The organism is Pseudomonas sp. F007 (assembly GCF_057814275.1).
The window spans coordinates 68,689-82,011 of the sequence record NZ_JBVATA010000010.1 but is presented as its reverse complement, the minus strand read 5'-3'; the positions used below and the strand labels follow the sequence as shown (position 1 = coordinate 82,011).

The following is a 13,323-nucleotide window of genomic DNA, read 5'->3' as shown; positions in this document are numbered from 1 at the left end:
GCCCTTGTTCGTGAAACTGATCATCGCTTCCCTGTACGTTCTATCCATCGCCTATGTGCACCTGCGTGGCCGGGTCCGGCACAAGTTGGGGCGGCAGTTGAGCGATCATTCGACCTTTCTCGCGCCGATCAACAGCTTCCTCTACCTGTTCTCCAAATTGCCCAACCGGCCGTTCCTCGACCCCAGGGACTTTCCTGACCTGAGCCCGTTGCAGGCCAACTGGGAGATCATCCGCGAAGAGGGACAGAACCTGCTCCAGGCCGGGGAAATCAAACGCTCGGATGACTACAACGACGTCGGCTTCAACTCGTTCTTCAAGACCGGCTGGAAGCGCTTCTACCTGAAGTGGTACGGCGACAGCCATCCGTCGGCGACCAAACTGTGCCCGCGCACCACGGAACTGGTGCAGAGCATCGGCTCGATCAAGGCGGCGATGTTTGCCGAACTGCCACCGGGCTCGAAACTGGTGCGCCACCGCGATCCCTACGCCGGCTCGTACCGCTATCACCTGGGACTCGACACGCCGAACGACCCGGGCTGCTACATCGAGGTCGATGGCGAGCGCTATCACTGGCGCGACGGCGAGCCGGTGATGTTCGACGAGACCTATATCCACTACGCGGAAAACACCACGCAGCAGAACCGCATCATCCTGTTCTGCGACGTCGAGCGCCCGCTGAAGTATCGCTGGGCCGCGGCGTTCAATGGCTGGTTCAGCCGCAACGTGATGGCCGCCGCCGGCGCACCGAACGATGCTGGTGACAAGACCGGCGGGATCAACCGCGCGTTCGCCCGCCTGTACAAGATCCGCCTGCGGGGCAAGGCGCTGAAAAAGCGCAACCGCGCGCGCTACTACCTGGAAAAGTGGCTGATTTTCGGCGGCCTGCTGGCCGTGTTCGTCTGGCTCTAGGGTTTCTTCACCCCCAGGCGTTTCCACATTTTCGCGCTGATGCGCTGGCGATGCACCAGGCCGTCCCACGGGTCGGCCTTGAGCCCCTGTAGCCGCTCCCGCAGATTCTTTACGGTCCATTGTTGGGCATTGCGCAGCCCGTCCAATTCATCCCGAGTGATGGGTACGGATACCGGCAAGCCTTCGCGGGCGCGCACCGAGTAGGGTGCCACCGTGCTCGCGCCACGGGCGTTACGCAGGTAGTCGATGAAAATTTTGCCGATGCGATGCTTTGGCCCCATGGTCGCGCTGAACCGTTCCGGCAACTGGTTCGCCATGAACTGGGCGATGGCCTTGGCGAACGCCTTGACCGTGTCCCAACCCTCCTTGCGCGCCAGCGGCACGATCAGGTGCATGCCCTTGCCGCCACTGGTCTTGAGATACGTATCCAACTCCAGTTCATCGAGCACCGAAAGCAGCAGGTGGGTGGCTTCGAGCATGCTTTTCCACGGCAGCGCCGGGTCTGGGTCGAGGTCGAGCACGAACAGGTCGGGGGTTTCGATGGCGTCCTGGGTCGCGCCCCAGGTGTGCAATTCGAGGGTGCCCATTTGCACCGCGCCCACCAGGGCCTGGAGGCTGTCGATCGCCATCAGTCGTGCGTGGCCGGGGTCAAGCTCGGCGGGCAGGTGGGTGATATTGGGGATGGCCAGGCGCTCGGCGTGTTTCTGGAAAAACTGCTCGCCGCCGACACCTTCCGGCGCCCGCAGCAGCGACACCGGGCGATGGCGCAGATGGGGCAGGATCCACTCGCCGATGTCGGCGTAGAACTTCGCCACTTGCCCTTTCTGCGTGCCGCTCTTGGCGTCGATCACCCGCTCCGGATGGGTAATGCGTACGCCGGCGACCTCGGACGGGCTGGCAGATGGGGCCTGTTCGTGGACAATTTCCCTGGCCGGTTTGTCGCTGCGCAGGGCGATAAAGGTGGCGTGGCGGATCAGCCCGTCGCGGGTCCACTCGGCAAACTCGACTTCACCGACCAGCTGCGGCTTGACCCACCGCACGCCGCGCTTCTGGGCGCTGGTCAGTGGTTTGCCCAGCGGCGAGGTGGCGCTTTCGACTGCTTGCAGTTGTTCATGCAGCTGTTTCAGCGACTTCTGATTGAAGCCGGTGCCGACTCGCCCGGCGTAGACCAGGCCCTCATCACCATTGACCGCCAGCAGCAAGGCGCCAAAACCGCTGCGCGAACCCTTGGGCGCGGTGTAGCCAACAATCACGAATTCCTGACGCTGCCGGCACTTGAGCTTGATCCAGTCACTGCTGCGCTGGCTCACATAAGGGCTGCCGGCGCGTTTGCCGATCACCCCTTCCAGTTGCAGGGTGCAGGCGCTTTCGAGGATGTCCTGATGATGGGCGGTAAAGGCTTCGGAAAACCGCAGCAGTTTGTTCGGACGCCGCCCCAGGGCCTTTTTCAGGGCGGCGCGGCGTTCCTCGACCGGCAGTTGGCGTTGATCCACCCCTTGCAGAAAGGGCGCGTCGAACAGGAAATAGACCATCTCCAGGGTGCGGCCGATGTCGAAGGCGTTCTGCAGCGCCTGGAAATCCGGCAGGCCCTGTGCGTTGAGCACCACCAGTTCGCCATCCAGCCAGCTGCCGTCGAGTTTCAGGCTTTCGAGAGCTTTGGCCTGGCGCGGCAGGCGTGCGCTCCAGTCATGGCCGTTGCGGGTCAGCAGGCGCACCTGGCCGTCGTCGATACGGGCGAGGATGCGGTAGCCGTCGAACTTGATCTCGTAGTTCCATTCGCCCTCGGGCGCCTGCTCCATCAGGGTCGCCAGTTGCGGGGCGAGCTGTTCGGGAAGTGCGGTACTCACTTTGGCGGGTTTGCCACGGGCTTTTTTTGCCGGTTTGCGCTCGGCAATGCTGGCATCGCTGAGGACGCTGTCCGGCAGCTCCTTAACCAGGTCGTAGTCATCGATGGGCCGGGCCTGGGCGTCCTGTTCCTTGATCAGCAGCCATTGTTCCTTGTCGCCGCTGCCCTTGAGGCGGGTCTTGACCAGGGTCCAGTCGCCGCCGAGCTTTTCGCCGACCAGGGTGAACTTGAGTTTGCCGGCCTTGTAGGCGGCCCTGGGTTCATCGTGGGGTTGCCAGATGCCCTGATCCCAGACGATCACATCACCGGCGCCATACTGTCCGGCGGGGATGCTGCCTTCGAAGTCGGCATAGCCCAGCGGATGGTCCTCGACATGCACCGCCAGGCGTTTCTGGCTCGGGTCCAGGCTCGGGCCCTTGGGCACCGCCCAGCTTTTCAGGGTGCCGTCCAGCTCCAGGCGAAAATCGTAATGCAGGTTGCGCGCATCGTGCTTCTGGATCACGAAACGCAGGGCCGCCGGCGATTTTTTCGCGCCTTTGCCCGCAGGCGCCTCGGCCGGCTCTGACGTGATAGCAAAGTTGCGTTTGCGCCTGTACTCGCTGATGGCCTTGCTCATGGTTTGCGTCCCTGGCGATCAATCGCCGGCTGCTTTGCGCGGTTTTTTCGTCGGCGCGGGTTTGCTCGGCGTCTTCCCCGGTTTTTTTCCGGCCTTGGCGCCAAGGCTGCGCTTGAGCAACTCGGTGAGGTCGATGACGTCGGCGGACTTGCGCGGCTCCTCGTCGCTGACCCGCTCGACCTTCTCGATCTTGCCGGCATGGGCCTTTTTCTCCACCAGGGCCATGATCTTGTCCTGGAAACTGTCGCGGTAGTCGTCGGGCTGCCAGTCGCCGCTCATGTCTTCGACCAGGCGTTTGGCCATGTCCAGCTCGCCCTTGGTCAGTGTGGTGTCGGTGACATCGCGCCCGAGCGCCAGCTCGTCAAGGCTGCGCACCTCGGCGGGCCAGCGCAGCAGTACCAGCACCAGCGCCGACTCCAGCGGCATCAGTGCCGCCAGGTGCTGGCGGGTGTGCAGGACCACGTGGGTGAGGGCGACCTTTTTGGTTTTTGCCAGGGTTTCGCGCAGCAGCGCGTAGACCTTGCCGCCGCGTTTGTCCGGCGCCAGGAAGTAGGGGGTGTCGATGTTCTGCAGGGGGATCTGTTCACTGTCGACGAAGGCAAAGATGTCGATGGTCTGGGTCGAAGCCGGATGCGCGGAGCGAATTTCCTCTTCGCTCAACACCACGTAACGGCCTTTTTCGTATTGCACGCCCTTGACGATGTGTTCCTTGGTCACCTCCTTGCCGGTGACTTTGTTGACCCGCTTGTAGCCCACCGGGTCCATGCTGCGCTGGTCCAGCCAGTCGAAGTCGACGCCCTCGGAGGACGTCGCCGACACCAGCGACACCGGGATGTGGACCAGCCCGAAACTGATTGCGCCTTTCCAGATTGAGCGTGCCATCGCCGCTGCCTCCCGCCGTGATGTTCAGGTGACCGGCACGGTTGAAGGAAAGTTTCCACGGATTGCCAAGGGGTAAAGGATGACAGCCTGTAACACTTTGTCAGGGAGTATTTCCTTCACAGCGTCGAACCCTGGGCGTAGCGTGGTATCGAAGGCCATGACGCTGACGCTATGGAGGATCCCCACCATGAACAGATACCTGCTGGCTGTTTCGCTGCTGGCGTCGGCCGTGCTCGCCGGGCCGGCCCAGGCGCTCGACGATCCGGAGCGCATTGCCGCGCTGGACGCTCCCGACCTGACTCTGGCGCAGAACCTGCCCGGCAACAACAACCCCTACAACAGCCCGATCCGCCGGGCCAATCCCAACAGCATGCAGGGCTCGCAGCCGGCGACGACGCCGATTCGCGGCCCCAATACCGTGCCCGTGCCGCGCCCGCCGACCCTGGATAACGGCGGCATCGGCAATGGCTATCCGCGCCCCGGTTCGACCCCGGCGCCGGTCAAGCCCTATGTGTCGCCGGCGCCGCCGCCCCGGGACCCGGACACCAGCAATCGCTGATCGAATTCACGACTGAAAAAGGATCTGTGCATGTGGCGTAAAACTCTTCTGGCCGGGCTCTGCAGCGCTGGACTGATGACCACCTTGGCGGCGACTGCCGCGTCGCCCCAACAGTTGCCGAGCGAACAGGGCACCCTGGTGGTCACCGAGGTGACCCGCGGCCTCGAGCACCCCTGGGCCCTGGCATTCCTGCCCGATCAACAGGGCATGCTGGTCACCGAACGGCCGGGCAACCTGCGCATCGTCAGCGCCGACGGCCAGCGCTCGGCACCCTTGAGCGGCGTGCCCAAGGTCTGGGCCAAGGGCCAGGGCGGTTTGCTCGACGTGGTGCTGTCACCGGAGTTCAAGAGCGATCGCCTGGTGTACCTGTCCTACGCCGAGGGTGGTGGCGCCGGCGACAAGGCCGGCACCGCAGTCGGTCGGGGCCGGCTGTCGGCAGACCGTACGGCGCTGGAGAATTTCCAGGTGATTTTCCGTCAGGAACCCAAGCTCTCCACCAGCAACCATTTCGGTTCGCGCCTGGTGTTCGATCGCGACGGTTATCTGTTCATCACCCTGGGCGAGAACAACGTCCGCGAGACCGCCCAGGATCTCGACAAGTTGCAGGGCAAGGTCGTACGGATCCGTCCCGATGGGCAGATTCCCAAGGACAATCCCTTTGTCGGCCAGGCCGGCGTGCGTGAAGAAATCTGGTCCTACGGCCAACGCAATCCGCAAGGGGCGGCGCTCAATCCCTGGAGCGGTGAGCTGTGGGAAAACGAACACGGACCCAGGGGCGGCGATGAAGTCAACATCATCGAGCGGGGCAAGAATTACGGCTGGCCCTACGCCACCCATGGCATCAACTACTCCGGGCAACCGATTCCGGAGGCCAAGGGCAAGACGGCCGAAGGCACGGTCGGTCCGCTGCATGTCTGGGAGCAGTCACCGGGTGTCAGTGGCATGGCGTTCTACGATGGCGAGCGTTTCAAGGTCTGGCAGCACAACCTGTTCATCGGTGCGCTGGCCAGCGGCGAGCTGATCCGCCTGCAACTGGAGGGCGACAAGGTGGTGCATGAAGAGCGTTTGCTGGGGGCGCTCAAGGCGCGCATCCGCGATGTGCGCCTTGGGCCGGATGGCTACCTGTACGTGCTGACCGACGAGAGCGACGGGGCGTTGTACAAGGTCGGCCTGTAGCCGGTTACTCGGCCACGGCTTTACTGACGGTGGCCTCGGCCGACCAGATGCGGTAGCGCACTTCCAGATCCTTGGGCACGTAGAGGACGATCGGCAGCTTGCTGTTGTAACGCAGCATGAAGCCGTCACCCACCACCGGCACAAAGCCCTGCGTCTTGGTGCCCTCGGGGCAGGCCATCAGCGTGCTCATCGGGCCGATGACCTTGTCGATCCGGTAGTAGGGGTAGCCCCAGCCTTCCAGGTTCTTTTCTTCGAGGATCCCGCCCAGGCGTGGCTTGTTGCAGTCCACGGGCAGGGTTTTGCCGGCGATGATCTCGACCTGGTAATCCTCTTCGGTGTGTTTCGGCGCCAGTTGGATGACTTGGCGGGTGAAGCCTTTCTCGGCTTTCGGGAAGGGTGCGACGTCTTCGAGCTTGGCCGCCAGGGCCTGGGTCGACAGACCGGCCAGCAGCAGGGCGAGGGCGCCAAAGTGGGTGAAACGCATAGTGCCTCCTTGCGTGGGAAACGGATGGATTGAGCGCGAGCATTTTTACTGTGGCGGCGAATCAATGCAAATCGCAACCGGGCAAATTGCGGTAGGAATTATCTCGATTCACGCGTTTTGCATGAGGCGAAAGGCCAGCAACCTGGGCAAGTCGCTGATCCTTCGACAGTTCGTCTCAAGCAGGGTTCGGCACGTTTTATGCGGTCCTTCTCTTGATGCCCAATAAATAATCGGATCGATCAAGAAGAAGGAGCGGTCACTCATGTTTTTATCTGCCCTGGAATTACGCAACATCATCGAATGCAGTTTTCTGCCCAAACGCTGCCAATGCACCCTGTCGCCAGAATTATCGATGACCATCAAGGTGTTCAGCGAGCATCAGACCGATCAGACCGAACTGGTGGTCAGCGGCATAAATGCCAGCACCCTCACGGGCTGTCGAGAAATCAACGAGCTGATTGCCGGGCTGCGCCATGAACTGGCGCACAGGTCCGGCAATCAGCAGCCCAGGGTCAGGGCCTTATAGGCTTGAGTTCTGATTGCTCAGTTCTGATTGCTCAGTTTTGATAACTGCAAGCGTCCGACAGCTTTTGATAGGTGATGGCTTCCTGTTTGCCGACGTTATCGATAAAGGTCATTTGCGCGGTGATGACTTTGCAGTCCCAGGTCGAGGGTTCGGTCATTGAAATAACCTTTTCCACGTGCAGCGGCATGCCGTAGTGATAGGGCACGGGTTGAGGCGAGCCGCTATCGGCCAGGGCCATGCCGGACAGGCCGGTGCAGGCGAGGGCGGAGGCGAGCAACAGGGGGCGCAGGTTCATGGAGTTTCTCCAGTGCGGGCTTGAGTGGGCACGACCCTGCATAGGGTCGGCGCTGCCGCGCTGGGCGTCATCAGGGTAGGCGCGAACGCGGTCCAGTTACTCTTGGACTATAGAATTAACTGATCGTTACGCGGATTTTTCCGACTAAAGTCGTCTGCCGTGTCCCCGGGACCCCTGCGATCATTACCGGTCATTTCCCCTCTCACTGCGGCGCTCGGTACTACGCCGGGTGAGCGCTGTGTGTTGTTTGATTGTCTGCTGGAGCTTTGCATGCGTCCCCCGTTTCCCCACATCACCCCACGCCCGCTTCTGGGCCTGGGCGCTGTCGCCCTGTGCGGCGGTTTTACCGCAGTCACCCATGCCGCCGGGTTCATCGAAGACAGCAATGCGCAACTGGAAGCGCGCACGGTGTATTTCAACCGCGATTTTCGTGATGGTCACAGCGCCAACCCGCAAGGCGCGTCCAAGCGCGAAGAGTCGGCCCAGGGCTTCATTCTCAATCTGCAGTCGGGCTACACCGAAGGCACCGTCGGCTTTGGCGTCGATGCCCTGGGCATGCTCGGGCTCAAGCTCGATTCCAGTGCCGATCGCAGCAATAGCGGCCTGTTGCCGTCCTCGGGTTCCAATCCACGCGGGTCCGAGGATCAGTACGCCAAACTCGGCCTGACCGCCAAGGCCCGGGTCTCCCACAGTGTGCTCAAGTACGGCGCCTTGCTCCCGGACATGCCGTTGCTCAAGTACAACGATGGCCGTCTGCTGCCGACCCAGTTCAACGGCGCCTTGCTGACCTCCAACGAGCTCAAGGACCTGACCTTCACTGCGGCGCGGCTGGACGGTTATACCGCCCGGGATTCCACCGACCGCCAGGACATCCGTGTGCACTGCAAGAACAAGCGCTACGCCTGCAATATCACGGCCGATCACTTTGATCTGTATGGCGTCGACTACCGCCTCAACGAGCGTCTGAGCGCCCAGTACCAGTATGCGGAGCTGGAAGATATCTACCGCCAGCACTTTATCGGCCTGCTCGGCAATCAGCCACTGGGCGCCGGGCGGCTGAAGGCGGACCTGCGCCTGCTCAGCAGCAGTGACAGCGGCGCCGCCCGGGCCGGCTCGATCGACAACCGTGCGTTGAGCGGCATGCTCGGCTACGCCATCAGCGGCCACACCTTCAGTGCTGGCTGGCAGCGGATGATCGGCGACAACTCGATGCCCTACCTGGATGGCAGCAATCCATTCCTGGTCAACTACGTGCAGGTCAACGACTTCGCCGCGGCCCAGGAGCGGTCCTGGCAACTGCGCTACGACTACGACTTCAAGGCCCTCGGCCTCAACGGCCTGAGCTTCCTCACCCGTTATGTCAGCGGTGACCGGATCAAGGTCGCGGGCAGCGAGCAGGAGGGCAAGGAATGGGAGCGCGACAGCGAGCTGAAATACGTGGTGCAGAGCGGCACCTTCAAGGACCTGAGCCTGCGCCTGCGCAGCGCCACCTACCGGACCAACTACGCGCAGGTGGCGCGGGACGTGGATGAGACGCGCTTGATCCTCAGTTATAACTTTTCCTTGTTGTAGCGCGCTGGCGGGTGTGGGGGCCGGCCTGTTGGCGACCCATTGAATGCAGTGTGGCTGATGGCCCCTTCGCGAGCAGGCTCGCTCCTACAGGATCTGTGATGGACGCCCATCCTGCGCACGCCGCGAAAACGGTAGGAGCCAGCCTGCTGGCGATGAAGTTGATGCGGTGTGTCATGCGCTTAAGCGGTCAATATGCCGACACTATCGCGGGCAAGCCCGCTCCTACATTGATCGCATCAGGTCTGCCATCTGCGTACCGTTCAATCTGTTGATGTTTCTTTAACTTTTTTCTGAGTTAAAGTTTCAAGTTGCAGGCTATTTGCGCTTGCCCATGTAATGAATTGGAACAGGCGAAAGAGTTCTGGAAGTTGTCTGGATTAAGTCGTTGTGTTCATCTTGTTGTTCATTGTCGCGATTCGAAAAAATAGCGGCTATCAATAAGAAGTGCACGCCGTTGGCAGGAGCCTGACGGTTTTGACGAGAAAGGAATAATACATGAGTGAGTATCAGGATTATCCGGAGTTTGATGGCGGTCCAGATTATCAGCACACCACCCACGATTGGATGAGTACTATTGCGGTCATTGAGGCATTGACCCTGGGAGAGTTGATTCTGCCGGGTGCGCATAACTCGGGCGCCGATAAAAAAGCCACTTACTTCATCAATGAAATCGCCCATTGGGCGGCCTGCCAGAACAATTCATTTCTGGCCCAGCTGAACAATGGCGCACGGGCACTGGATCTGCGGATCGAGCAGGACGAGCGCAGTAATTTCTGGTTCCAGCACAACAACTTTCGCTCATCGCGGACGTTGGAAGAACTGATCATGGCGGTGGATCGGTTCCTGATCGCCAACCCGGACGAATTCATCGTCCTCGACTTTCACGAGATGAGATCGAGTGAGGCGCCGTTCAATCAAGGGGAATTTACCCGGATGATGATGACGCATCTGGGAGCGCGGATCATACCCACCGCCAACAGCCAACTCACCCTCGGCCAGTTGAAAAAAGCCAGCGCCGTGCAGCGGGTCATGGTCGCGACGGAAGTGGCAACCAACCCCGACTACTTCAATTCAAGGATTTGGCATGAATGGTCGGGCAGCAATTTGACCGATACCGACCAGTTGCAGCGCTTCATCGCGAAAGTCATGCAGTCCCCACCGTGGGGTGAACTGCCGTGGTCACTGTCGGCCACCAGCTACTCCATTCATTGGGGGCCCACCGATATCAAGGAACAGCTGAACCAGTGGTTCGATCCGGTGCTCTCCGACTGGGTATCGAAGTGCAGCATCATCAATGCCGATTTCTTCGAGGAATCCGAGTTGGTCATGCATTGCCGCAGGGCAAACATCGCCAAGGCCCGGGCCAGGCTCAAAGCGGCGACCACAACAGATACCCTTCCAAAGTAACAAGCCGGCCCTGTTCGAGAAGAGCTTGCGTACATCGCCGGCAGGAGCCTGGCGGTTATAGATGAATAAAGGACGTAATCATGAGTGAACACACATCTCCCTATTCAACCCAGGACTGGATGACATCGACTCCAGAAATTGGGGTGTTGACCTTGGGCGAGTTGACGCTTCCAGGTGCGCATAACTCGGGTGTCGACAAACAATCCTGGTATGTTCCACAAGTAGTTGCGCACTGGGTGGCCTGTCAGAATAACTCCTTTCTTGATCAGTTGAATAATGGTGCTCGTGCGCTGGATCTGAGGATTCTTCAGCTTTCAAGAGGAAGTTACTTGTTTCAACATAACAAGGTCGCTTCATTGCGGACATTGACGGCTTTGATAAATGCCGTGAAATCGTTCTTGAACAACAACCCGGATGAATTTATTGTCCTGGATTTCCGCGAGATGCGGTCGGTGACCTCGGACCTCGATAAGGAAGAATTTGTCCGGATAATGACGGCTGAACTGGGGGAGCGGATGATCCCCACCTGGAACAATCACCTGACAATCGCGCAACTGAAAAGCGCCAGCGCTGTGCAGCGGCTGATGGTCTGTACTGAAATCCGTATCAACCGGGAATACTTGAATCCCAGACTCTGGCATGAATGGTCGGGAACCGATGAAACGACCACCGGCACACTGCGCGGTTTCATCAGCGAGGTGCTGCAGTCGCCTCCCTCGGGGGAGCTGCCGTGGTCATTGTCGGCCACCAGCTACACCTATTTCGGCGGGCCCGTTGATATCAAGGAGAAGTTGAACGAGTGGTTTGATCCAGCACTCAGCGACTGGGCATCGAAGTGCAGCATTATCAATGCCGATTTCTTCGAAGAGTCCAAGCTGGTCATGTACTGCCGGGAGGCCAATGTGAACAAGGCCCTGGCCAAGATCAACGCAGTGCCCAGATAGAGTTTCCCGAGCCACTCCGGGCCTCAGCCGTTATTGCGGTTTTTCTCTTCAATCCACTGCGACATGTATTGCGTGCTCTTGTGCTGATGATGACGCAGCATGCCGCCGATAAAGTTCGCCCGGCGTTGCTCGGTCAAATGCTCACGACAGTGCTGCAAGCGCTCGATCAGCGCCGGACCGTGCTGGTCCTGGCGATAACGTCCATTCAATACCTCCACACCCGCGCGCTGCGCCTGCAGCCAGAGGTTTTTATCCTGGTACAGGCGCACCGCGGCATCGGCCAGGTGTTGCGCGCTCTCGGCGATCGCGCCGGGCCACGGCAGGTCACCGGCCATGGCCTCGGCCCCAACGGGCGTGGTGACATTCGGCGTGCCGCAGAGCATGGCGTCGACAATCTTGCCCTTGATCCCCGCCCCGAAGCGCAACGGTGCCAGGCAGATGCGCGCCGCCGACATTACCTGCAAGGCATCCTCGGCCCAGTTCATGATGTGGAACCCCTGGGCCGCGTTATGCAGGGCCGTGGCCTTGGGCGGGGTGTAGGCGCCATAGATGTGCAGTTGCGCGCCCGGCAGTTGCTGGCGGATCAGCGGCCACACGGCGTTCTTCATCCACAGCACCGCGTCCCAGTTGGGCGCATGGCGGAAGTTGCCGATACTCAAGAAGTGCGCACGGTCCTCGAACGGCACGAAGTCCGCGCAAGGCGGCTCGAGCATCAACGGGCACCAGTGCAGGGCACTGCGCGGCAGGCTGAAGTGCTCGACCAGTAGCTGGATTTCCACCTCGGAGACCATCAGGTTGAGGTCGCAGCGAAACAATGCGGCGATTTCCCGACGGGCCAGGTCGGTGTCGGCCATCAAGGCAAATTCTTGCGTCAGGTTCCGGGCAAACAACTCGCTGAAATCGTCCTGGTCATCGCTGGCCTTGAGCCGGTCTTTCAAGCGCTGGTGGCGCGCGTGTCGCAGGCTCTGCAGGTCCGAGGTTTCCAGTACGCGCAGGGCGTCGGGGCAGTGTTTCTCTACGCGCCAACCGAACTGCTCCTCCATCATGAACTGGTCGAACAACACGATATCCGGCGCCAGTTCGCTGACGAAGAGATCGAAAGAGCTGTTGTTGAGCTCGATGGCGCATTCGCGAATGCCCATCGCCTGCAGGTCGGCCTTGTGCTCGCCAGGGCCGGCGGGGCTGCTGAAGGTGATGTCCCAACCGGCCTTGAGGAAGGTCTCGAGAATCTGCATCACATGCCCGCTGGCGGCGGACGAGCGGGGTTCGGGCCAGACGTAACCAATAACCAGGACCCTGGTTGCGCGAGACTGACTCATGAGCGGTATTTCCTTGAAGCGGCAGGGGGCGGCGGGCGAAGCGCGGTATTAAAGCACAGGCCGCGGCCGCTCGATCAAGGCGTTGCCAGGAGGCTCTGGACCTTGTCGCGCAGTTGATCGATGGAGAACGGCTTGCCGATCACGTGCATGCCTGCAGGCACATCGATACTTTCGGCATAACCACTGGCGAACAGAATTGGCAGGTCAGGGCGCAATGCACGAGCCTGAATCGCGAGCTCTTTGCCATCGATGTCCGGCAGGCCGACATCGGTCATCATCAAGTCGATCGTGTTGGCGGGGTCGCGCAGAATTGCCAATGCCGCTTCACCGTCGTCGGCTTCCAGTGCCTGGTAATCAAGTTCTTCCAGCACATCGACGATCAGCATGCGCACGATGTCATCGTCTTCGACTACAAGGAGGGTGAGGGCATTGCTGGGCATAGTGGCGATTCTCGAAGTGAATGAGCGCAGGCAGGCATTAATTGACCGTAACGCTGTCCATTCCCTGTAGGAGCGAGCCGGCTCGCGAAAAGCGTCAACGATAACGCTGGCATTCAGAATGAACGCGGCGCTCTCTAGTTTTTCGCGAGCAGGCTCGCTCCCACAGGAGCAGGAGCAGCATTGAAAAACACAATCCTTTTCATCAGTAAGTTGCAGGTCCCGACAAGTTCCCCAGGCGGTAAAAAAAGACCTTTGACGCAGTGCCCGACAGGATACCCGTAGCGCTACAGGAATGGAGGGCAATGTAGGAAAATGCTGGCTAAGCTGTCAGAAAATTGCATGTCGAG

The 13,323-nt window shown here is 60.5% G+C and carries 13 protein-coding genes; 7 read left to right on the top strand and 6 right to left on the bottom strand.

The window, feature by feature from the left end; translation table 11 throughout:
- Positions 1 to 10: 10 nt before the first annotated feature.
- Positions 11 to 910 carry a lipid A hydroxylase LpxO gene (lpxO, locus tag ACZYR5_RS24375; protein WP_489092180.1) on the top strand — a complete coding sequence of 300 codons (900 nt, stop codon included), beginning with the start codon at positions 11 to 13 and terminating at the stop codon, positions 908 to 910.
- On the opposite strand, the gene ligD is transcribed toward lpxO, so the two are convergent.
- Together ligD and ku are read right to left on the bottom strand one after the other, a co-directional pair.
- Entirely contained in the window at positions 907 to 3,372 is a 2,466-nt protein-coding gene (gene ligD, locus ACZYR5_RS24370) for a DNA ligase D (protein ID WP_489091970.1), read from the bottom strand. The two genes, lpxO and ligD, sit on opposite strands and share 4 nt — an antisense overlap.
- Before the next feature lie 18 nt (positions 3,373 to 3,390).
- A complete protein-coding gene (gene ku / locus ACZYR5_RS24365) occupies positions 3,391 to 4,254 on the bottom strand; it encodes a non-homologous end joining protein Ku (RefSeq protein ID WP_489091969.1) in 864 nt (287 codons plus the stop codon).
- Positions 4,255 to 4,441: 187 nt separating this feature from the next.
- Here ku and ACZYR5_RS24360 point away from each other — a divergent pair, with 187 nt between their 5' ends.
- Positions 4,442 to 4,813 (top strand): hypothetical protein, encoded by a 372-nt coding sequence (locus ACZYR5_RS24360; protein ID WP_489091968.1) that lies wholly within the window; start codon positions 4,442 to 4,444, stop codon positions 4,811 to 4,813.
- 30 nt (positions 4,814 to 4,843) lie between these two features.
- A complete protein-coding gene (locus tag ACZYR5_RS24355; RefSeq protein ID WP_489091967.1) occupies positions 4,844 to 5,989 on the top strand; it encodes a PQQ-dependent sugar dehydrogenase in 1,146 nt (381 codons plus the stop codon).
- Positions 5,990 to 5,993: 4 nt separating this feature from the next.
- Here ACZYR5_RS24355 and eco read toward each other — a convergent pair whose 3' ends face one another.
- The gene (eco, locus tag ACZYR5_RS24350) at positions 5,994 to 6,473 is read right to left on the bottom strand and encodes a serine protease inhibitor ecotin (RefSeq protein ID WP_489091966.1); all 480 of its coding nucleotides are present in this window, start codon (positions 6,471 to 6,473) and stop codon (positions 5,994 to 5,996) included.
- Positions 6,474 to 6,735: 262 nt separating this feature from the next.
- Here eco and ACZYR5_RS24345 point away from each other — a divergent pair, with 262 nt between their 5' ends.
- Entirely contained in the window at positions 6,736 to 6,999 is a 264-nt protein-coding gene (locus ACZYR5_RS24345; protein WP_489091965.1) for a DUF1652 domain-containing protein, read from the top strand.
- A gap of 31 nt (positions 7,000 to 7,030) precedes the next feature.
- Here the strand turns inward: ACZYR5_RS24345 and ACZYR5_RS24340 are convergent, their stop codons facing one another.
- A complete protein-coding gene (locus ACZYR5_RS24340; RefSeq protein ID WP_489091964.1) occupies positions 7,031 to 7,294 on the bottom strand; it encodes a DUF2790 domain-containing protein in 264 nt (87 codons plus the stop codon).
- A 270-nt stretch (positions 7,295 to 7,564) separates the two neighbouring features.
- On the opposite strand from ACZYR5_RS24340, the gene ACZYR5_RS24335 reads away from it, so the two are divergent.
- From ACZYR5_RS24335 to ACZYR5_RS24325, 3 genes are all read left to right on the top strand, one after another.
- Positions 7,565 to 8,866 (top strand): OprD family porin, encoded by a 1,302-nt coding sequence (locus ACZYR5_RS24335; protein WP_489091963.1) that lies wholly within the window; start codon positions 7,565 to 7,567, stop codon positions 8,864 to 8,866.
- A gap of 495 nt (positions 8,867 to 9,361) precedes the next feature.
- Positions 9,362 to 10,273: a phosphatidylinositol-specific phospholipase C domain-containing protein gene (locus ACZYR5_RS24330; RefSeq protein WP_489091962.1), complete on the top strand. Its 912-nt coding sequence runs from the start codon at positions 9,362 to 9,364 to the stop codon at positions 10,271 to 10,273.
- 80 nt (positions 10,274 to 10,353) lie between these two features.
- A complete protein-coding gene (locus ACZYR5_RS24325; RefSeq protein ID WP_489091961.1) occupies positions 10,354 to 11,217 on the top strand; it encodes a phosphatidylinositol-specific phospholipase C domain-containing protein in 864 nt (287 codons plus the stop codon).
- A gap of 23 nt (positions 11,218 to 11,240) precedes the next feature.
- On the opposite strand, the gene ACZYR5_RS24320 is transcribed toward ACZYR5_RS24325, so the two are convergent.
- Together ACZYR5_RS24320 and ACZYR5_RS24315 are read right to left on the bottom strand one after the other, a co-directional pair.
- The gene (locus tag ACZYR5_RS24320; RefSeq protein ID WP_489091960.1) at positions 11,241 to 12,536 is read right to left on the bottom strand and encodes a glycosyltransferase; all 1,296 of its coding nucleotides are present in this window, start codon (positions 12,534 to 12,536) and stop codon (positions 11,241 to 11,243) included.
- A gap of 74 nt (positions 12,537 to 12,610) precedes the next feature.
- Entirely contained in the window at positions 12,611 to 12,976 is a 366-nt protein-coding gene (locus ACZYR5_RS24315; RefSeq protein WP_489091959.1) for a response regulator, read from the bottom strand.
- Positions 12,977 to 13,323 lie beyond the last annotated feature (347 nt).

Bases quoted from the DNA above. Each gene is read 5' to 3' on its own strand.
- ACZYR5_RS24325 (WP_489091961.1), top strand. From the start codon at position 10,354: ATGAGTGAACACACATCTCCCTATTCAACCCAGGACTGGATGACATCG.
- ku (WP_489091969.1), bottom strand. From the start codon at position 4,254: ATGGCACGCTCAATCTGGAAAGGCGCAATCAGTTTCGGGCTGGTCCAC.
- ACZYR5_RS24315 (WP_489091959.1), bottom strand. From the start codon at position 12,976: ATGCCCAGCAATGCCCTCACCCTCCTTGTAGTCGAAGACGATGACATC.
- ACZYR5_RS24345 (WP_489091965.1), top strand. From the start codon at position 6,736: ATGTTTTTATCTGCCCTGGAATTACGCAACATCATCGAATGCAGTTTT.
- ACZYR5_RS24340 (WP_489091964.1), bottom strand. From the start codon at position 7,294: ATGAACCTGCGCCCCCTGTTGCTCGCCTCCGCCCTCGCCTGCACCGGC.
- ACZYR5_RS24320 (WP_489091960.1), bottom strand. From the start codon at position 12,536: ATGAGTCAGTCTCGCGCAACCAGGGTCCTGGTTATTGGTTACGTCTGG.
- ACZYR5_RS24355 (WP_489091967.1), top strand. From the start codon at position 4,844: ATGTGGCGTAAAACTCTTCTGGCCGGGCTCTGCAGCGCTGGACTGATG.
- ligD (WP_489091970.1), bottom strand. From the start codon at position 3,372: ATGAGCAAGGCCATCAGCGAGTACAGGCGCAAACGCAACTTTGCTATC.
- ACZYR5_RS24330 (WP_489091962.1), top strand. From the start codon at position 9,362: ATGAGTGAGTATCAGGATTATCCGGAGTTTGATGGCGGTCCAGATTAT.
- eco (WP_489091966.1), bottom strand. From the start codon at position 6,473: ATGCGTTTCACCCACTTTGGCGCCCTCGCCCTGCTGCTGGCCGGTCTG.
- ACZYR5_RS24335 (WP_489091963.1), top strand. From the start codon at position 7,565: ATGCGTCCCCCGTTTCCCCACATCACCCCACGCCCGCTTCTGGGCCTG.
- ACZYR5_RS24360 (WP_489091968.1), top strand. From the start codon at position 4,442: ATGAACAGATACCTGCTGGCTGTTTCGCTGCTGGCGTCGGCCGTGCTC.